This window comes from Paenibacillus sp. UNC217MF (assembly GCF_000686865.1).
Classification (GTDB): Bacteria; Bacillota; Bacilli; order Paenibacillales; family Paenibacillaceae; genus Paenibacillus_B; species Paenibacillus_B suaedae.
Map to the genome: position 1 here is coordinate 1 of NZ_JMLT01000026.1, position 21,003 is coordinate 21,003.

At 48.7% G+C, this 21,003-nt stretch carries 20 protein-coding genes and 1 rRNA gene; all 21 read right to left on the bottom strand.

Annotated features, from left to right (window positions below; all coding sequences use genetic code 11):
* Window positions 1–82 (bottom strand): 16S ribosomal RNA (locus BP95_RS0114410); the annotation flags it as partial.
* Between the two features lie 455 nt (window positions 83–537).
* Entirely contained in the window at window positions 538–660 is a 123-nt protein-coding gene (locus BP95_RS34265; protein ID WP_269321455.1) for a hypothetical protein, read from the bottom strand.
* A gap of 110 nt (window positions 661–770) precedes the next feature.
* Window positions 771–2,276 (bottom strand): lysine--tRNA ligase, encoded by a 1,506-nt coding sequence (lysS, locus tag BP95_RS0114415; protein ID WP_028532531.1) that lies wholly within the window; start codon window positions 2,274–2,276, stop codon window positions 771–773.
* A 226-nt stretch (window positions 2,277–2,502) separates the two neighbouring features.
* Window positions 2,503–2,979 (bottom strand): transcription elongation factor GreA, encoded by a 477-nt coding sequence (greA, locus tag BP95_RS0114420; RefSeq protein ID WP_021255209.1) that lies wholly within the window; start codon window positions 2,977–2,979, stop codon window positions 2,503–2,505.
* 301 nt (window positions 2,980–3,280) lie between these two features.
* The gene (gene dusB / locus BP95_RS0114425; protein WP_021255208.1) at window positions 3,281–4,282 is read right to left on the bottom strand and encodes a tRNA dihydrouridine synthase DusB; all 1,002 of its coding nucleotides are present in this window, start codon (window positions 4,280–4,282) and stop codon (window positions 3,281–3,283) included.
* An 89-nt stretch (window positions 4,283–4,371) separates the two neighbouring features.
* On the bottom strand, window positions 4,372–4,572 hold the full coding sequence (locus BP95_RS0114430; RefSeq protein ID WP_021255207.1) for a helix-turn-helix domain-containing protein: 201 nt from the start codon (window positions 4,570–4,572) through the stop codon (window positions 4,372–4,374).
* Window positions 4,530–5,090: a 2-amino-4-hydroxy-6-hydroxymethyldihydropteridine diphosphokinase gene (gene folK, locus BP95_RS0114435; RefSeq protein ID WP_028532532.1), complete on the bottom strand. Its 561-nt coding sequence runs from the start codon at window positions 5,088–5,090 to the stop codon at window positions 4,530–4,532. Before folK ends, BP95_RS0114430 begins: the two co-directional genes overlap by 43 nt.
* Window positions 5,091–5,144: 54 nt before the next feature.
* A complete protein-coding gene (folB, locus tag BP95_RS0114440) occupies window positions 5,145–5,558 on the bottom strand; it encodes a dihydroneopterin aldolase (RefSeq protein WP_028532533.1) in 414 nt (137 codons plus the stop codon).
* A gap of 44 nt (window positions 5,559–5,602) precedes the next feature.
* Window positions 5,603–6,469, bottom strand: a complete 867-nt coding sequence (gene folP, locus BP95_RS0114445; RefSeq protein ID WP_028532534.1) for a dihydropteroate synthase — start codon at window positions 6,467–6,469, stop codon at window positions 5,603–5,605.
* A 124-nt stretch (window positions 6,470–6,593) separates the two neighbouring features.
* The gene (locus tag BP95_RS0114450; protein WP_021255203.1) at window positions 6,594–7,478 is read right to left on the bottom strand and encodes an aminotransferase class IV; all 885 of its coding nucleotides are present in this window, start codon (window positions 7,476–7,478) and stop codon (window positions 6,594–6,596) included.
* Entirely contained in the window at window positions 7,478–8,053 is a 576-nt protein-coding gene (gene pabA / locus BP95_RS0114455) for an aminodeoxychorismate/anthranilate synthase component II (RefSeq protein ID WP_021255202.1), read from the bottom strand. Before pabA ends, BP95_RS0114450 begins: the two co-directional genes overlap by 1 nt.
* A 49-nt stretch (window positions 8,054–8,102) precedes the next feature.
* Window positions 8,103–9,746, bottom strand: coding sequence for an anthranilate synthase component I family protein (locus tag BP95_RS0114460; protein ID WP_021255201.1), 1,644 nt, complete (start codon window positions 9,744–9,746; stop codon window positions 8,103–8,105).
* A 230-nt stretch (window positions 9,747–9,976) separates the two neighbouring features.
* Complete coding sequence (gene cysK / locus BP95_RS0114465; RefSeq protein WP_021255200.1) at window positions 9,977–10,915, bottom strand: cysteine synthase A; 939 nt, start codon at window positions 10,913–10,915, stop codon at window positions 9,977–9,979.
* Between the two features lie 204 nt (window positions 10,916–11,119).
* Window positions 11,120–12,061, bottom strand: a complete 942-nt coding sequence (locus tag BP95_RS0114470; protein WP_021255199.1) for a SurA N-terminal domain-containing protein — start codon at window positions 12,059–12,061, stop codon at window positions 11,120–11,122.
* A gap of 57 nt (window positions 12,062–12,118) precedes the next feature.
* Window positions 12,119–13,051, bottom strand: a complete 933-nt coding sequence (gene hslO / locus BP95_RS0114475) for an Hsp33 family molecular chaperone HslO (protein ID WP_021255198.1) — start codon at window positions 13,049–13,051, stop codon at window positions 12,119–12,121.
* A gap of 64 nt (window positions 13,052–13,115) precedes the next feature.
* Window positions 13,116–13,886, bottom strand: a complete 771-nt coding sequence (locus BP95_RS0114480) for a type III pantothenate kinase (RefSeq protein ID WP_021255197.1) — start codon at window positions 13,884–13,886, stop codon at window positions 13,116–13,118.
* Between the two features lie 508 nt (window positions 13,887–14,394).
* Entirely contained in the window at window positions 14,395–16,548 is a 2,154-nt protein-coding gene (gene ftsH, locus BP95_RS0114485) for an ATP-dependent zinc metalloprotease FtsH (RefSeq protein ID WP_028532536.1), read from the bottom strand.
* A gap of 91 nt (window positions 16,549–16,639) precedes the next feature.
* Entirely contained in the window at window positions 16,640–17,185 is a 546-nt protein-coding gene (gene hpt, locus BP95_RS0114490) for a hypoxanthine phosphoribosyltransferase (protein WP_021255195.1), read from the bottom strand.
* Window positions 17,186–17,275: 90 nt separating this feature from the next.
* Entirely contained in the window at window positions 17,276–18,868 is a 1,593-nt protein-coding gene (tilS, locus tag BP95_RS0114495) for a tRNA lysidine(34) synthetase TilS (protein WP_021255194.1), read from the bottom strand.
* 305 nt (window positions 18,869–19,173) lie between these two features.
* The gene (locus tag BP95_RS0114500) at window positions 19,174–20,241 is read right to left on the bottom strand and encodes a protein kinase domain-containing protein (RefSeq protein WP_081677014.1); all 1,068 of its coding nucleotides are present in this window, start codon (window positions 20,239–20,241) and stop codon (window positions 19,174–19,176) included.
* Entirely contained in the window at window positions 20,195–20,962 is a 768-nt protein-coding gene (locus BP95_RS0114505; protein WP_028532538.1) for a vWA domain-containing protein, read from the bottom strand. The genes BP95_RS0114500 and BP95_RS0114505 overlap by 47 nt, the downstream gene beginning before the upstream one ends.
* Window positions 20,963–21,003: the final 41 nt, after the last annotated feature.

A 21,003-nucleotide genomic window follows, 5' to 3' on the forward strand; every position in this document is an offset into this window, starting at 1 on the left:
CACTCCTTCAAGTCCGCTCGACTTGCATGTATTAGGCACGCCGCCAGCGTTCGTCCTGAGCCAGGATCAAACTCTCCGTTAAAGTTAAGTTTGAACTGCTCATATCTTTTGACGAGGTATTGCTACCTCATTCACAAACGTTGCTCGTTGTTCAGTTTTCAAAGAACAATCTTCAATCCAGCGCTTCGGCTTATTGCCTCTTTCGCTTTTGTTCACCGCGTCTCTCAGCGGCGACTCATATAATATATCACGCCCACCAATAGTATGCAACAGGTAAAAAATTACTATTTCAATTTTATACAATCTCCCCTATTGAACTGTGCATAAAACCGCTCTACAAAAGGCTTTTTCGTGATTCATATTTCAATTGGCCTTACTTATAACTACCCTATTCGCCCCTGTTTTACACAGCTAAAGGCAATATTCATGATTGTACACAATAATAGCAGCTATCTGCAATCCCCACTAAACCACAAGCAACTTCCATATTATCATCTTCATTCGATTGAGCATACATGCTTCTTTCATTTTCTACATTCAGGCCAGGCACCCGAACTCCTCAGCAGTATCCCCTGACATATCTACACCTATCATCGCTACACCTGGTGATGATTCATCCGCATATGAGTCTCCGTAATAGAAGTGAAGCCAATGATCCATAACCTCTTCACTTTCTTTCTAATGGAGATATCAGTGACCACTGAACGAATTAAAAAAGGATCGAACCTAGGCCTAAACCTAGGAGCGATCCTTACTATTGTACATTTATCTTAGTTGCTGCGCTCACGCATGTGAGGGAACAACAGTACGTCACGAATAGACGGCGCATTCGTAAGCAGCATAACGAGGCGATCTACACCGATGCCAAGTCCACCTGTTGGCGGCATGCCGTATTCCAATGCACGAATGAAGTCATCGTCCATTTCATGTGCTTCATCGTTACCATGCTCACGCTCTTCCAATTGCGCCTCAAAGCGTTGACGCTGATCGATTGGATCATTAAGCTCTGAGAATGCATTCGCATGTTCACGCGCAACGATGAACAACTCGAAGCGATCTGTGAAGCGCGGATCCTTGTCGTTCTTCTTCGCAAGCGGAGAAATTTCAACCGGATGGCCCGTAACAAATGTTGGCTGAATCAACGTTTCTTCTACGAATTCTTCGAAGAATGCATTCAGAATATGACCGAATGTGTAGTGCGGCTCCACCTTCACATTATGTTCCTTCGCAATGCGATGCGCTTCTTCATCTGTCATCTGTGCAGAGAAATCAACGCCTTTTACTTCTTTAACTGCATCCACCATCGATACACGGCGCCATTGCGGCGTCAGATCAACTTCGTGGTTCTGATACTGGATCTTCGTTGTACCCAACACTTCTTGCGCGATATGCGCAACCAGATTTTCCGTCAGGTTCATGATGTCGTTGAAATCTGCATATGCCTCATACAATTCGATCATTGTGAATTCCGGGTTGTGACGTGTTGAAATCCCTTCGTTCCGATATACACGGCCGATTTCATACACTTTCTCCAATCCGCCCACGATCAAGCGCTTCAAGTGGAGCTCAATTGCAATACGCATGTAGAGTGTCATGTCGAGTGCATTATGATGCGTGATGAACGGACGTGCTGCCGCACCACCAGCGATTGCATGGAGTGTTGGTGTCTCCACTTCCAAGTATCCATGGGAATCCAAATAGCGACGCATCGATTGAATAATACGCGAGCGAGTGACGAACGTCTGCTGAACGTCCGGGTTCATAATCAAGTCAACATAGCGCTGACGGTAACGCATTTCTACGTCCTTCAGGCCATGGTATTTCTCTGGAAGCGGCAAGAGCGACTTCGACAAAATCTCAAGCTCCAGCACTTTAATGGACAATTCACCTGTCTTCGTCTTGAATACCGTACCACGAACACCAATGATGTCACCTAGGTCAAGCAGGCTGTAAGCTTCAAATTTTTTCTCATCGATTGTATCTTGACGAACATAAATTTGAATACGGCCGGACAAGTCCTGGATGTGCGCGAAGCTAGCTTTACCCATGCCGCGCTTAGCCATGATACGTCCTGCAAGGCTAACCTCTACACCTGCTTCTTGGAGCTCATCCTTCTCCATCCCGTCATACTTATCGAGCACTTCTTTGGCAGTTGCTGTACGCTCATATTTTGTTCCGAACGGATCTACGCCCAGCTTGCGAAGCTCGTCCAATTTGTTGCGGCGAATTTGCAGCAATTCACTTAATTCCGTTTCTTGATTGACGACGTCCGTCATTACACTCCACTCCTTGTATAATTAAATCGCATTATTCCATGATGTATGATAAATGCTTGGGAACGGCACTTATGCTTTCACGTTCTTTCATTTCTTTTCATGAAAAAGAGGGGAAAATGTCCTCACTTCCTCACACCGCCGATTGGTGAAAAAAGCTTCCATGTATGGAAGCTTTCATCCCAAACTTCTCATGCTTGACGCCACACGCTGCTTAGCCGCAGCCCAATTAGCGCTTAATCTCGAGAATTTTGTATTGAATCACGCCTGCAGGAACGTTCACGTCCACAGTTGTGCCCTTTTGCTTGCCCAAAATTGCCTTGCCTACCGGGCTTTCATTCGAAATCCGGTTCTTCAATGGATCGGATTCAGCAGTACCGACAATTGTATATTCCATCTTGTCGCCGAATTCCAAATCCTCAACGATTACCGTCGAACCAATGCTTACAAGATCTGTGTCAATGTCATCGTTGTTAATGATCCGTGCGTTGCGAAGCATTTTTTCCAATGTAATGATACGACCTTCAATGAATGCTTGTTCATTCTTCGCATCTTCATATTCGGAGTTCTCGCTGATGTCGCCGTAGCCGATCGCTACTTTAATCCGCTCTGCCACTTCACGACGTTTAACGGATTTGAGGTTTTCAAGCTCATCCTCCAGCTTCTTCAGACCGTCCTGGGTCAGAATGACTTCTTTATCGCTCATCTTACCGATTCTCCTGTCATGATATATTTCGCATCCAGCCTCAGGGCTGCTAACAACGATCGATGCGAATGCAGCCGATGCGAATGCTATAGTTCATCATATGGCTTGATTGCCACATCATGACTCCACAACTTGGTCGTTCTTTGTCATACATAGTCGTGTAATATACACCAAGCCCGAGGCCAATTTTCTATTGTTGAATTATATGGGATGGATTTGCAAAAGTCAATGAGACCGCACATGCCCTTGAAAACGCTTCGATCCCCTGAACATGCGCCCGTAACAGCTTCTATTGCAGCAATTACTGAACCGTTGATTCAGCCTCTTGCTTCTCATTCACTTGACGTACATACTCCTCCAGCATGCGGGCAACCTCATCACGGCGTGTCTCTTCCATAATGGCATCCTTCACACGCGCGGCAGAAGGCAATCCCTTCAAGTACCATGCCAGATGCTTACGCATCTCCTTCACCGCAACCTGCTCCCCCTTAAGTGCAATGAGGCGATCCATATGAACAAGCGCAATACGAACTTTCTCTTCTGCCGACGGATCTGGGAGCAGCTCTCCTGTCGTCAAATATTCAATCGTGCGATACAGCATCCACGGATTGCCGAGTGCACCGCGTCCAATCATGACGCCGTCGCATCCCGTCTCTTCCAGCATACGCTTCGCGTCTTCCGGAGTGAACACATCCCCGTTGCCGATAACCGGAATCGAGACATTTTCCTTAACTTGGCGAATATAGCTCCAGTCCGCTTGACCCGTATACAGCTGCTCGCGTGTGCGCCCATGTACACTGACCGCTTGACCACCAGCACGCTCAACAGCTTTGGCATTCTCCACTACATAAATGTGATCGTGATCCCAGCCGATTCGCATCTTCACCGTAACCGGTTTATCTACAGCATCAACAACGGCCGACACCATCTCATAGATCTTCTCCGGGTTAAGGAGCCAGCGAGCGCCTGCATCGCATTTTGTTACCTTCGGTACAGGGCAACCCATATTGATATCAATAATATCGGCATTTGAATCTTTATCGACAATTTTGGCAGCTTCGACGAGTGATTTGCGATCCCCGCCAAAAATCTGCAGACTAAGCGGCTTCTCCCGATCGTCTACATACAGCATCTCACGAGTACGCTCATTGCCGTGAACAAGCGCCTTGTCACTAACCATTTCTGCGCATACGAGTCCGCATCCGAATTCCTTCGCAATGAGGCGGAAGGCAGGGTTGCACACCCCAGCCATGGGCGCAAGCACGACTTGGTTTTTCATTTCTATATTTGCAATTTTCAGCATTGCTCGCACTCCTTTCAACTCTATCCCTATCCATATGGCTGATATGCCACACGGTTATCTATACAAAACAGGATTACCAATGTTCCATTTTACCGAAAGGAACCCGGTGATGCCAGTTCATCATGTGAAATATTTAATTGCTTGCATATTTCTTTCATTATCTGCTCATCAATCTGCCGATTTCCCCGCTCGATTTCACCAAGCACGGATACTGAGATGCGCACGCGTTCAGACAGCTGCTGCTGCGTCAATCCTCGAAGCTTGCGGAAAGCCCGGATTCGCTTGGCCACTTGCAAGGACTCCACTTCCGAATACCTTCCTTCCCATCCAGTGTTCCCAAGGCATGATGAACGAATGCGTGCAATTCGACAGCCGACTCCGGAACAATATCAGCAAGCGGCACGAGTACGAACAGCCGCTCTCCCATACGAGGATGCGGCAATGTAAGCAGGTCTGTATTCCATGAAGTATCGCCCATCCATAGTAAATCCAAATCAATGACGCGCGGGCCCCAGCGGATATCCCGCACTCGCCCCATTTGCTTCTCAATCGCAAGCATCGCCATCAGCAGTTCATCAGGCTGCAACGTTGTCCGAACACAAGCTGTCATGTTTAGAAAGGCAGGCTGATCCTCATACCCAACCGGATCTGTCTCGTAAATCGCAGAACATCGCACAACTTGAATCTGCTCCTGAGCTTGAAGATGTGTCAACGCATCATACAAGGCCCGCTCCCGCTCACCAATATTTGCACCTAGTGCAATATAAGCAGTCTGCTCTCCAGTATGTGTCACAGGATTGTAATCCATTCCTGCTTTCTCAAGCTCGCTACCGGAGAAATCCGTCTTCATTCCATCCATCTGCTATGCCCCGCTCCCGCTTGAACTCGATTCCGCCCGTACTCTCGTCATCTCAATCGTTACGCCTTGGAAATGTATATCGAACGGCGGGTTCGGCTTCGTTACGCGTACTGTTGCTTCTGAAATCAATGCATATTGCTCCAATAGGACGGCTGCAATACGTTCTGTCAATGCTTCGACAAGCTGATAGGACTCTTCTTCAACAATCTGCTTCACTGTATTATAGATTTCGGCATAATTGATCGAATGCTCAAGCTGATCAGATTCGCCTGCCGTGCGCAGATCTATTTGCAAGTCAAGATCGACAATCCAGCGCTGACCCAATCTCCGTTCCTCTTCGAATACACCATGCCGCCCGAACAATTCAATCCGATGCAACTGCATACGGTCAGGTTTCGATACTTTCGTATTCACCATGAATATACTCCCCTTCTATGCCAAAATAGGGTAATGTCACACCATTACTTCTCTGCGGCTCCATTCCGTTCTCTTGGATACAGCATAGCATCACACATCCGAACGGTCTGAACGATTTCCGATACATCGTGTACCCGCACAATTTGGCAGCCTTGGGCTACTCCCAACACAACCGTAGCTGCCGTCCCTTGAATAAGAGCATCCACTGGAAGCTGCAGTGTCTCACGGATGAACCGCTTGCGTGAAGTTCCCAGCAATACTGGGTACCCAAGCTCAACAAGCTCATCCAAATGATGCATGAGTTCCAAGTTATCCTCGTAGTCCTTGGCAAAACCAATCCCCGGATCCAGCCAAATATTTCGTTCTTCGACACCTGCTGCCTTGGCAATCGCCACACTCTCCAGCAAATCCCGCTTCACATCATCCACATACTGCTCATAATTCCGTTCAGGACGGTTATGCATTAGAATGATGGGACAGTCATAGGAAGCTGCGACACGTGCCATCTCCGGCTCCCGCTTGCAGCCCCAAATATCATTCAAAATATGAGCTCCCGCTTCTAACGCTTGTCTACCGACTTCCGCCTTGTACGTATCGATGGACAATGGGATATGAGGCATTGCCTCATGAAGCGCCTCTATAACGGGAATAACGCGGCGCAGCTCCTCTGCTTCTCCGACCGGTTCATGGCCAGGGCGCGTTGACTCTCCGCCTATATCGATAATGTCTACTCCTTGCGCGACCATTTCCTTGGCATGCTCGATTGCACGATCAATCCGATCATAACATCCTCCGTCGGAGAAGGAGTCCGGCGTAACATTCAATATCCCTTGCACCAAGGTACGGTTGCCCAGTATTAATTCTGCTTGATTCCATTTATACGTGTGCTTCCAAAATGTTGGCTGCAACATATACGCATCCCCCTCCCTGCCATCGTAGCCGATCCAACTTAAAATTCCTTATACCGTCATCACCTGGCATAACGGAACTTACTATTCGCAAGTTTCATGCACTCTCTAAATCAATCTCGTTAACCTACATCCTGTGAACTGTAGAGGTGCGATACAGATTCAGCAGCTCGCGCGTACAAGCACCTATCCGTCCGTCGCCCACCTGTCTCTTCTCACCTTCTGCATCGACAAGAGTCGTCACCGGTACAAGTTCCTGGATGGAGGTTGTCAGGAATACTTCATCTGCCTTCCATAGCTGTCCCCAACCATACTTACCTTCCTCCACATGCATACCTGCCTGGTCGGCCAGTTCCATGACCCACTGCCTTGTAATACCAAGCAGAATGCCGGTCGATACATCTGGTGTGTACAGACGACCATCCTGAACAAAAAACACATTGCTCACGATGCCTTCGGATACATGTCCATTGCAATCCAACATGAGCCCCTCAGCTCCTAATGCGGATGAATCCATTTGTGATAACTCCCGCTTAGCGACGATATTATTCATGTATTGTCCCGACTTAAAGCGCACGTCTGCCTCGGGCCCACTCCGCCGTGTACGAAGCAGCTGCAATGGCTTGCCGCATTCATACAGCTCTTCCTGCAAGGTAGGCAGCGACTTCACAAGCACTAGCACATTCGGATGTGTATACGCTTCCTGTGGCAGGCCGAATCCATTCTCGCCCGCACTTACGGTGTAACGAATATACGCCTCCATCAGGCCGTTCGCATCCATCACTTCTCGAATATGACGTTCAACCTGCCCCATATCCACTACATAGTCGATACCAAGCAATCTGCAAGCCGATGTCAACCGCTCCATATGCCGCTCCAACAAGAAGGGCTTCCCATCGTAGGTGCGCATCGTTTCAAACAAGGTTATGCCGTATAAAAAGCCGTGGTCCATGACAGAAACCGCGGCTTGATCAACAGGTACTACCTTCCCATTCCAACCGATAACATCCATTATACGCTCGCCTTCGACTTTAAAAAGTTGCGCAGCATCTGATGCCCGTGATCCGTAATGATCGACTCAGGGTGGAATTGGACACCTTCAATCGGATATTCTCTATGCCGAAGCCCCATAATTTCGCCTTCTTCCGTAGAAGCCGTAATCTCGAGACATTCTGGCAGCGACTCCCGCTCCACCAATAAGGAATGATAGCGAGTTGCTGTAAACGGGCTTGGCAGATCTTCAAACACCGACTGTCCCTCATGATAGATTGGGGATGTCTTCCCATGCATCAATCGCTGTGCACGGACAACCTTCCCGCCGAATGCCTGTCCAATTGCCTGATGACCTAAGCATACACCGAAGATAGGGATCTTGCCCTTGAAATGTGCAATGACATCAAGTGTTATTCCTGCTTCGTTCGGGGTGCACGGTCCAGGCGACAGCAGCAGATGATTCGGTTGCAGCTTCTCAATACCTTCAATGTCGATTTCGTCATTGCGGTATACTTCCACCTGCTCCCCAAGCTCCCCTAAATATTGAACCAAGTTATACGTAAAAGAATCATAATTGTCGATAACAAGTATCATGCTAAGCTCATCCTCTCTCGGCCATGCCTGGCGGCATGCCTTACCTAATCTAGTCTCCCCGCTCCACCATGTCGCGTTCGCTCAACTGTACTGCCTTCCACAAAGCCTTCGCCTTGTTCCAGCTCTCCTTATATTCACGCGCTGGATCAGAATCAATAACAATGCCCGCTCCCGCCTGAATATGACCCACACCATCCTTCACGGTCATGGTGCGGATAATTATATTAAATTCCATGTCGCCATTATAGTCAATCCAGCCGAATGATCCCGTATATGGCCCTCTTCGTACTGGCTCCAATTCCTCGATGATTTCCATCGTTCTCACTTTCGGCGCTCCTGTAATCGTCCCTCCAGGGAATGTCGCTCGCAGCACGTCGAAGGCGTCCTTGCCGGCCGCCAGCTTCCCTTTCACCTCAGAAACCAAATGCATAACATGCGAGTAATATTCAATTGTCATTAACTCATCCACCCGTACGGAGCCGTATTCCGATATGCGTCCAACATCATTGCGCTCCAGATCAACGAGCATAATATGCTCGGCCCGCTCCTTCTCATTCGTACGCAGCTCTTCTGCCATGCGGGCATCCTCTTCCGGGGTATGCCCTCTCCGTCTCGTGCCTGCAATCGGACGAGTGCTCACTTCCCCATCCTTCAGGCCAACCAGAAGCTCGGGGGAACAAGAAACAAGCTGGAAGTCAGGGAAACGAAGCAGTCCCATGTATGGAGATGGGTTAAGCACCCTCAGCCATTCATAGAGCCGTTCCGGAGTTTCACGCAGCGCACGCATCTGTCTCATGGACAGGTTTACTTGAAAGACATCACCTTGACCAATATATTGCTGAATCTGCCGTACAGCCTCCTCAAAATCCTCCTTCGGAAATGCCGTCTGTACACCTTCCAGCACATCCACATCGAGAAGATTGCCTTCCTCCAGACAGCGGCGACGAAGCTCAGCGGCCTGCTTCGCCTCATCTCTACGGCAAGATTCCCACCAGACATCCCAGCGCTTCTTCAACTTATCTGCACGCTGGTGAGCAAGCTCATAGTGGTTAGATACCCATTCCTCATATATGGATTCAGCGGTCTGACTGGAGGACTCATCCTCCTTCATTTGGCGCTTGTACGCCGGTGATGCGCATGGATCAACCTCCGTCATGACCGCACAGTATAGCGCTTGTTCCTCATGATCGACAATCCATAGCTCATTCATTTGCATAAACACATAATCGGGAAGATCCAAATCATCCGCCGCCAATTCGGGGAGCCGCTCAATGGATCTAGCAATGTCATAGCTTATATAGCCGACACATCCCCCAGTGAACTTCGGAAGCCCCTCTATGCGCGGCCCACGGTAAGGTGACATCCATTCCTTCACCATATCTAACGGAGCTCCCTTGCGTACCTGTTCATTTCCGTCTGACAGGACGATGTGTGCAGAATACCCCTTCCCTCTAATCATCGATACGGGGTCTAACCCCACAATCGTATAGCGTCCACCCTTCCCGCTCTCCAGTACGAAGGTGCTCTGCCCTGCATCTGCCCATGCCGATTCCCAAGAAGGAATGTGCGTACTTTCTTCTCTCAACTCATACTTAACCACGTACGGAAGGATCGTGTATTGATTATCGATATAACAGCGCCATTGCTCTTGTGCGATAAGCACCTGTCCACTTGCTACTGTTGATTGAACCATATGACCACCTCTTCACCCTAGTCCATCATCCCTGCTTATCGATCCTAACTCTCCTTGGATGATAATCATTATCGGATTACTGATTAGTATAAACAATGAGACTACGGATGAAAAGATGAACCACTTACATTTTCTGCATTTTCCTTCATATAAAAATCCCCCCATCTCAGCTATCGTCAGAAGCATTATGCTTCCAAGTACACAGTTGGATGAGGGGATGTATTCATTCCTTAATCTTCAAAATTAAATAACGGTGTGCTTAAATAACGTTCGCCATTGCTTGGTACGACTGCAACAATACGCTTGCCGGCTCCCAATTCCTTCGCAAGCTGCAATGCAGCATAGATCGCTGCCCCCGAGGAGATGCCGACTAAGATGCCTTCTTCCTTCGCAACACGACGCGCTATCTCAAATGCGTCTTCATTCTCAACCGTAATGATTCGATCATAAATCTCACGGTTCAATATATCAGGTACGAAGTTTGCCCCGATCCCTTGGATTTTGTGCGGGCCCGGCTTGCCTCCAGACAATAATGGAGATGAGGCTGGCTCTACTGCTGCAATTTGAATGCCGGGGAAGTTCTCCTTCAGCACTTCACCAGCGCCAGAGATTGTTCCCCCTGTGCCAATGCCAGCAATAAACGCATCCAGCTTGCCATCGAGCGATTGAATTGCTTCGACAATTTCTGGACCTGTCGTCTCCCGATGAATCTTGACGTTCGCTTGGTTCTTGAATTGTTGCGGAATAAAATAAGTAGGGTTCTCTTGTGCCAGCTCTTCAGCCTTGCGAACCGCACCATTCATTCCTTCTGCCCCTGGAGTAAGCACAAGCTCAGCTCCATATGCGCGCAGGAGATTGCGGCGCTCAATGCTCATCGTCTCAGGCATAACCAATATTGCCTTATATCCCTTCGCAGCAGCTACCATTGCAAGTCCAATGCCCGTATTGCCGCTCGTAGGCTCTACAATGGTATCTCCCGGCTTCAATATGCCTTCCTGTTCAGCTACCTCGATCATACTTATTGCGATCCGGTCTTTGACACTGGAGCCCGGATTCTGATATTCCAGCTTCACATAAATTTCGGCGCTATCTTCCGGTACAATTCGATTCAGGCGTACAAGTGGAGTATCCCCGATTAGTTCGGTCACGCTATTGACGATTCTTGGCATAGAGAGCCCTCCCACAGGTTAATAGGAATTGAAATATTTCCGACTAATTCACTAGGTTTTAATTTATATTAGCAAGCCGATAGTCGAATGTCAATAGACCTACTCAAAAATATTCCAAGTTTTCTCGTTCTCTGTCTGAAAAACAACAAAAAGCCCGCCCGAATAAATCATCTTATTCGGACGGACTGCTATTCATGTCACCACTTACTGTGATGAAAAGGCTGCATCTGCAATTGCCGCGCCGTATTTCTCTCGGAGCGCTTTTCTCCATTGTACTAATGGAGGAGACTTCTCCAGCGCGATTTCTTTACGAATACGCTCACGCATTTCATCGTGGTGTTCAGGCCTTACTTCCTTCTTGCCAGTAAGCTGGATAATCGCATATCCATCCTTAATCTTAACTGGATTCGAGGTATCGCCTACTTCCATCAGGGACACTTGGTTCAGTTCCGCGTGATCGATGAATGGATCATCCTCATCAATCCACCCGATTCTCCCACCCTGCTGTGAAGAGAAGGAGTCAAGAGAGAGCTCGCCTGCAAGGAAACCGAAAGATTCGCCTTGCTTAATGCGGCCAATAATTGCTTCCGCGTCAGCGATGTTCGATACTGTGATATGTGCCATTTGATAGGAGTTGATTGGCTCGTATTCACCCTTATGTTCACGCATGTACTCGTCAATATCAGCATCACCGATATCAATGCCGTACGTTGCGATTTTTTCCAATAGAAGTTGATTGCGCATGTCTTGGCTTAATTGTTCCGGACTCATTCCTAGTTGTTCTTTCATCGCTTGGTAATAAGCCTCTTCACTTTCATAACCCTTCATTTGACGCTTAATCTCTCGGGTGACTTCTTCAGAAGTCACCTCAACCCCGAGCGACTTCGCTTCCTGCTCAGCAGCTCGGTTCGTCAGCATCTGCTCCAGTACTAACCCACCGTACTGCTGCTCCAATTCTCTGTTCCACTCTGCACGCGTAATCTTATGCGACCCAACTGACGCAACGACTGATGAGGAATCGGATGAAGCAGGCTCGGGGGGCCCGACCGGAACATCGAGCCGTGAAATAAGTATGCCTGCAAGCACGATCACACAGGCAAACAATACAATAATACAGCCCCATAAGCTCTTGACTTCTCTCGTCATATCGCTTGCTTCCCTTACCTCATATTTCCTTGTAGCACGCCTGTGCTTACACTTACTTTACGATTGCGTCTTCTTCGTCACTGCCGCAGCTGCCAGCTTCTCAAGATCATCACGATTGAAGGCATACGCCTCGTTGCAGAAATGACATACAACTTCAGCTTTATGATCCTCATTTATAATCGCTCGCAGCTCTTCCTGTCCCAAGCTAATAAGCGTGCTTTCCACGCGTTCTCTTGAGCATTGGCATTGGAACACAAGCGGCATCTGATCCATAATGTGAACATCCTTCACGATCCATGTTACCAGCTCTTCAAGCTCCATGCCTTGATCAAGCAAGGCTGTTACCGGAGGCAATGTGCTTAACGATTGTTCAATCTCCGTTATTTCCTCATCAGACAAGCCTGGCAGCAATTGAATAATGAATCCACCTGCATGTAGTACAGAATTGTCAGTGTCTACGAGTACGCCAAGCCCAACTGCGGATGGCGTCTGCTCCGACGTTGCAAAGTAATACGTAAAGTCCTCACCCAGTTCTCCCGAAATAATCGGAGAGCTTCCGCGGTAAGGTTCCTTTAAGCCTAGATCCTTCGTAATGTGAATGAAGCCGCTGCGGCCTACTGCTCCCGCAACATCCAGCTTGCCCTCGGCGTTGCTCGCCAAATGAACTTGGGGATGTGTCACATAGCCGCGAATCTCTCCACGTGCGTTGGCATCCGCAACGACCTGACCAATAGGGCCATCACCCTTCACTTGCACCGTAAGCTTCTCTTCGCCCTTCAGCATCGCACCCATCATTGCAGCAGCCGTTACTGTACGCCCTAATGCAGCTGTTGCTGTTGGGTATGTACCGTGGCGACGTTGCAGCTCATTAACCAAGTTAGTCGTGCGCGCAGCAAAAATCCGTACCTTTCCACCTAATCCAGTCCCACGGATAAGCAAATCCTGCACGGTATCTTGAGTGATGTTCTGTTGTTGCTTGCTCTCTTCCATGAGTGCCTCCTGTTGCCTTACATATTTTAAAAACGAATGACAGTTTACAACGATTTTCTCTATATTATTGGTTACGATTGTAAATGAGACGCAGCCCCTCAAGGGTCAGCAGTGGATTCGTCGTATCAATTGTACGCGATTCGCTTGCAATGAGCTCCGCCAAGCCACCGGTTGCAACGACCTTAGGTTGTGCGCCTAGTTCTTGGCTTATGCGATCCACGATCCCATCAACTTGTCCAGCGTATCCGAATATGATGCCTGCCTGCATGGAATGAACCGTATTGCGGCCAATAACGGACTTCGGCTTCGTCAGTTCAATACGAGGGAGCTTCGCTGCACGCTGATAGAGCGCCTCAGTAGAGATGCCAATCCCCGGAACGATTGCCCCGCCCAAGTAATTGCCTTGCACATCAATCACATCAAAAGTTGTCGCTGTACCGAAATCGACAACTACAAGTGGCATCTCACCACCGTATTGGTCGATGGCAGCAACCGCGTTCACGATGCGGTCTGCACCAACCTCACGCGGGTTTTCATATCGGATATTCAAACCTGTCTTTACGCCTGGCCCTACGATAAGCGGCGTCTTGTACAAGTATGTCTCACACAAGAGTTCCATCGTAGACATAATCGGTGGAACGACAGACGAGATAATAACTCCATCGATATCCTTAACCGAAAGCCCTGCCAGTGAGAATAAGTTGTGGATCATGACACCATATTCATCCGCTGTCGCTTGACGATTCGTGGACAGCCTCCAAAAATGCTGCAGCGTCTCCTGTTGATATACACCTAGAACAATATTTGTATTTCCTACATCGATAACGAGAATCACAGTTCTATCCCTCTTTCTTCGCATTCAAGTCAAGATTGATGTCGACCGTTATAACCATGGAAACGCTTATACGGAATTGACATCGACACCGATCAACGCTTTGCCGCGAACGGTAGAGTGTGAACTCGCCCGTTGCTTCAATCTTGATGTATTCTTTACGCTCCTAGCAGGTCAGAAGAACACCTGCATGACGCATCATCAACGGTGGCAACGTTGTACGATGACAGGTTATAGTATCGCTCGTACCAACAGAAATTCCATCATTCCATCAGTCACGAGCTCCCACACCCAAGTGAAAAATCTATCATGCAGTACGGCACGAAAACCGTGATAATGATCTGCACGTATGGTCTCCCGCTTGTTGTAGTCATTAACACTTAATTTACACAACGCCTATGGCTGTGTCAATTCACAATCGAGACTGCGCCAATATTTCAATAGCCATAAAAAAAGAGTGCACGCTATGGTGCACTCTTTACAATCGCCAAATCGGCGAATGAGGGCTATTCTATTGGTTCTTGTTCTTGTTGTCATCCGGATTGCCTGTGGCATCTGTATTCGTCTCTGACTGCTCGGAAGGAGCATCTGGACGTTCAACTGCCTGTGGCTCATTGCTGCGGAAGTCCTCTGGTGAGGCTCCGTTCGGAATGTCGCCTTCCGGCTTAGCATCAGCTGGGGAATCCCACTGCGTAGGGCCAAGCTTCTCTGGCTTGCCAACAAGGTTCACCTTCACATCGCCAGTAGTTTCAATAATTGGCGTACTGGAGGATGTGCCGCCTGTCACCGGTGTGCCGGCAGACTCATCTCCATCCGACTTCTTATCGGAGATGTGGCCATTCTCGATCAATTGCTTGATTTGATCAAGTTCGAGTGTCTCCAACTCAAGCAATGTATTGGCGATGAGGTTCATTTCGCGAGTATGCTTCGTCAGCAATGTCTTCGCACGCTCGTAGCACTCGTTCATGATACGCTGCATCTCCTGATCGATTTCGTAAGCAATCGCATCAGAGTAGTTCTGTTCATGACCAAGGTCACGACCGAGGAATACTTCTCCTTGACGGTTGCCGAACTGCATTGGGCCGAGCTTCTCGCTCATGCCGTACTCCATAATCATGCTGCGCACAATTCGTGTTGCTTGCTGGAAGTCACTATAAGCGCCTGTGCCAATTTCGCCGATGAACAATTCCTCAGCAACCCGACCACCAAGCAAACCTGTAACTCTGTCCAGAAGCTCTTGCTTTGTTGTAAGCATACGATCTTCCTTCGGCAGCATGATGACGTATCCGCCAGCACGTCCGCGAGGAATAATCGTAACCTTGTGCACCATATCTGCATGTTCCAAGAAGTATCCGATAATGGTATGACCGGCTTCATGGAACGCGACAATACGTTTTTCTCGATCGCTGATCATGCGGCTGCGCTTCTCTGTACCTACGATAACGCGGTCGATTGCTTCGTCCACATCTGTCATCGTAATGTCTTTATGGTTTTTGCGCGCTGCAAGCAATGCTGCTTCGTTCAGCAAGTTCTCCAAGTCGGCACCAGTAAATCCAGTTGTACGCTTGGCAATTGTATTCAGCTTCACGTCCTTGTTCAGCGGCTTGTTGCGCGCGTGAACCTTCAATACAGCTTCCCGGCCCTTCAAGTCAGGGCGATCCACTGTGATTTGACGGTCGAAACGACCTGGACGGAGCAATGCTGGATCGAGAATATCCGGTCGGTTCGTTGCTGCGACAATGATGATTCCTTCATTGGCGCCGAAACCGTCCATCTCGACGAGCAATTGGTTAAGCGTCTGCTCCCGCTCGTCATGACCGCCGCCAAGACCGGCGCCGCGCTGACGACCAACAGCATCGATTTCATCAATAAAGATAATACAAGGAGCATTTTTCTTCGCATTTTCGAACAGGTCTCGCACACGGGATGCACCGACACCGACGAACATTTCAACGAAGTCAGAACCAGAAATGCTGAAGAAAGGAACTCCTGCTTCGCCTGCAACAGCACGTGCAAGCAATGTCTTACCTGTACCTGGAGGACCGTTCAGAAGAACGCCCTTCGGTATGCGTGCGCCGAGTGCTGCGAACTTGCGCGGATCCTTAAGGAATTCGACGACCTCGACCAATTCCTGCTTCTCTTCATCCGCCCCTGCAACATCCTCGAAGGTAACACGCTTCTTCTCTTCATTATACAAGCGAGCACGGCTCTTACCGAAATTCATGACCTTGCCGCCGCCACCCTGAGCTTGATTAAAGAAGACGAAGAACAGGATGAACATGATCACAAATGGAATGAAGGAAGTCAGAACCGTCAGCCATAGGCTTTGCTCCTCCATCTTCTTCCACGTAAGCTTGAGGGATTGCTGTGCCGTATCGGCCTTCATAATCTCCTCAATAGCTGGTGAGCTATCTGGAATATACGTTACGAACTGCTGAGATTTCTGTCCATCTGGAATTTTCTTATATTTACCGATGACCAAATATGCCCGACCTTCATATTGAATCGTCATTTCGTCTATATTGTTGGCCGCTAACTCTTTGCGAAACTGGTCATATCTCGGGGTTTCCGTGGCTTCTCCGCCGTTGCCAATGAATTGGACAATGCCGACCACGACTAGAAAAAGAATCAGATAAAAACCAGAGTTCTTAAAAAAGCGATTCATCCCCAACCTCCTCTCAAAGACACGAAATTATTGTATCATAGCACGTATTGCCATCACAACTTGACCATCTAAGCGATGAGAATGAATGATTCTACACCTCGTCGGAATAAATCTCACGCTTCAATACGCCAATGTATGGAAGGTTGCGATACTTCTCAGCAAAATCAAGTCCGTACCCAACGATGAACTCATCCGGCAAAACGAAGCCTTTGTAGTCTGCTTCCATATTAGTGGTGCGACGCGCTGGCTTATCGAACAGAGTAACTACACGGATCGAGTTCGCCTTGCGGCCCTGAAGCACCTCAATTAAGTAACTGAGGGTCAGCCCTGTATCAATAATGTCCTCCACAATGAGAACGTCGCGGCCTTCAACCGATACATCCAAATCTTTCATAATGCGCACAACGCCCGAAGACTTCGTCGATGCGCCATAGCTGGATACCGCCATGAAGTCCAATTCCAACGGTACTGTAACATTCTTGACCAAATCGGCCATAAAAATGAACGCGCCCTTGAGCACGCAAATAACGAGCGGACATTTACCAGCGTAATCGCGGCTAATCTGTTCACCCAATTCCTGTACTTTTGCTTGAAGCTGTTCCTCGCTAAATACTACCTTCTCAATGTCGTTATGCAATGATGGGCCCTCCTATTGTGAATACTCAATCTTATGTGAACGTTAATCGTTCCATGCGGCAACCCAATGACCGGCTATGTGTTCGTTACCTCATGGATGGACAGATCGCTCATGGGCTCCGCCCTCCAGTGCAAAATGAACGACCGCTTGTGTCGAAGGCTGCACATATGCCGCATTAGAACGCCGCACTCCAGGTATCCACACAATGTGTCCGTTCGCGTCCGCAACAAGAGGAATCGTGTCACGCAATGACGGCGCGATTTTCAAGTCAACGAACATATCTTGCACTTTTTTGCTGCCATTTAGTCCTTGCACCCGCATCCGATCTCCTGGCTGCCGAGTACGAACAACAAGCGGCCAACACAGCTCTTCAGCATCAAATGAAGCTTCCCAAGCCTGTCCGTGATGATGTTGACCCGCTGAAAAGCTCTCGCTCCTTCCGGCATCGCTGCCAGCCTTCACTTCTGCCACAGTCGTCCACCGCAGTGTGCTATTGTTATTCGGTAATGACAATTGCCCCATTGCATCGGTTCTATGTATCGTAAAGCCAGTCTTGCAGTCTGCACCTTCTGTAGAATCATGGTGTATCCGAAGCCATAGCAAACGCTCATATTCACGCGCAAATACAATGTCTTGAGCAACATCCACCCTCCACGTAGTCGAACACTCGCCTGCTGCCCTCACTCTTGCTGAGTCAACGGCTTCAAAATCAATCTGATCCGAACCTCGTGTAAGATAATTTAATATTAGTTTAATCAACCTGCGTTGTAAAGCAACATGTAATCCTAGAAAGGTGTTCCGATCAAGAATATATCCCGCCTGCACATGCGGAATAAATAATGCGGCATTGCTGTCACCGGACCTACCATCGTTTACCGCCTTTACGTGACGTTGAAACAACCTGCGGGTCTCCGCTTCCATATAATCATCTTCATCACGCAGTGAGTCCGCCATCCTGCAGAGCGCTTCAACAAGTCTCGGATTCTCCTCCTCAAGCTGAGGGATAATATCCAGTCGCATCCGATTGCGAAAATAACTGCGCTTGGTGTTGCTGCTGTCGTTCACATATGGAATGTCCCGCACTGAGCACCAATGGAGCACTTCCATCTTACGCAGCATTAGCAATGGCCGAACAAAGAGCAGCCCTTCTTCTTCGCGGCTCCACGCCATTCCAGCTAACCCCGTGCTGCCTGATCCTCTTATTAAGCGCATAAGTACGGTCTCGGCTTGGTCATCCGCATGATGAGCAAGCGCAACATGAGTAGCTCCATAATGACTGGCAGTACGGATGAGGAACTCATATCGAAGCTGCCTTGCTGCCGCCTGAGGATTAAGTCCTTCCCGCTTCGCTAAACCAGGAGCATCGACCCGGATCATCTCAAATGGAAGCCCCAATCTTGCCGCTTCCTGCTCGACGAATCTGGCCTCTTCATCTGATTCTTGCCCGCGAAATCCATGATGAACATGGGCAACAATGAGCCTGCCCGGCTTGCAGTCACTTCGTTCGTTCAATGCAGCCAATGCATGTAGAAGCAGCATCGAATCCGGACCGCCTGATACAGCTACTACCATTACAGCACCTGCACCCCAGAGACCTCTCTTACACCAATCGGCTTCCAATCGCTCTATCCATTTGTCCCAAGTATTGAATTGCTCACCGTCCGATGATTGTCCTGCTGTCATTATTCATCCCCGATTCCCGGCATTCATTCAAGCACCTGCATGCTTCCGCAGTAAAGCTCCACTCACGTGCAGGTTCATGTCCCGTCTTGCTATGTATGAAGCATACCAAATCGATGAAGCACGTTCAAAATCAGCGTGCTACCAATCGAGCCCGTGAAGCCTGCACTGCATCCATCGGAAGTCGATTGAGCTCAACTGCCTCCATTTCGAACATCTTCTTAATAAGTATGTATGTATAACTACGTTGTTCCTACGGATAAGATGCATATGATTGTTACCAATATACCACAATTTAGGCTATAAAATTAATAGAAGCTTCCTGTCCACCATACGATACTAATTGCAAACAAAATAACAGATACAGCAAAAAACCACTTCATCCATAGCGGAGTTGGCCGGTATGGCCGCATCCCCGATCGATGCAAGCGGCGACTTAATTCATCCCACATCCGGCATGCTTCTTCCGAATTTGCAAATGTCCCCTTTAACGCATGGACAAGCCATGACTCATAATGCCGCAGGACAGGATGAGTATGAACAAGCTCCAGTACTTCCTTTACTTCCCGCGTTTGGGGCAATGCTCGTTTCATGCGCTCACGGAACTCCTTTCCCCCGAGCACTTGAATCGTCAATATGGCAAATGAGAACAGATCATATCCATCATCTGCTGTACGCGAGCCTGCATGCCAATACCCCCGATCATACATTTCAGTGAATTGCTTTACGCTCTTCCCTCTGCTCGTTAATCCTCCATAATCAACAAGCTCAACCTCTCCGCCATTACCTACAATGACATTTTCCGCCTTAAGATCGCCGAATACCCATCCATGCCGATGTACATTATGCAGCTTCGCCAGCAGTTTGCTCCCCACTATACCGTACCACCTGGGGCCCTTCTTCCGGATGTAAGCTTTAATACTTTCACCTGGAACATAGCGCATTACATAAAAGGATATACGCTCCCCATTCATATCTGCATCATCTACATCAACAAGGAAGGGGCGATTGTCTTGGTGAGCTGATGATCGGGAGGATGTTCGCCGCTGCTTCTCCAGACTGCCAAGGGCATTCACTTCCGATTGGAGATCAACGGCGTTGGCGCTTATTTTCAACGCAAAGGTGCCTATCGTTCCCCCACGTCCATCATTAGGGGCCGACAGCATCGTCACCAGATAGACTACCCCATTGGCGCCACTTCCAAGAAGACGCTCAATCCGATAGGCACGGTGATTCCATACCCCATCCAGCACCATGCCTGCCCGCAACTGGTGATGGGAGTCTCCCTTTTGGGATTTTTGGGATGATCTATTGAGTTGTCGCCTTTCCTTAAACGATGTAGTCACTCCATACCCCGTCCATTTCCATTCTTTCATGATGATTAATAGGCACCACTTCTGCTTCCTTGTTCACAGTACGAGGTGCCGCACGATAATAATCTATGACTTGCAGCAAAGCCGGGCCAGTCGGTGTTGTCCCACGCATATTCAGTCGCTGGAACAACTTCTTCGCACGCGTGATTTCATCCGTCCACTCCAAGTCCTGTACTGCTTCCTCTCCCCCATATGGGCCAGGAAAATGAAATACACACAGCTCACTCTTGCCGCTTCGAGCTTGCAGGCTAAGCATTAAATCTCGTATCGCTTCCTCGACTGCGGCCAGCTTCGGCTTCATGCTTGCACTAGCATCAATGAGCAGCGCCACCTTAAGCGCTGACTGTTCCGTCATTTCGTCCATGACACGAACCACTTCAGAACGTTTCTCCAGTGGAAGTGCTTGCACGCCATCAGTTGCAGCATCACCCAGAATTAGCTTCAATTCCTTATTCACAGCCTGCTGTATCGTCTGCACTACCGTCTTACGTGTCATCATCTGAATCGTCTGTGACAGCTCATGCGATTGCACGATGCGGCTTACACCACCGCCTGCACTAGCAATCTCCTCAATCTCGCAAGCACCCAATTGTCCAATTGTACCATAATCAACAATGCCGACTACATTGACCGTTATTCCGTTCTCCCTTGCCTCCGCGGCGGCAATGGCTGGCTGAATGCCTACATTGGAGCATCCATCCGTAATGAGAAGAATTTGCTTCATCATCCTTCATTCATCTCCCTATGGTCACTATGAATATAGTT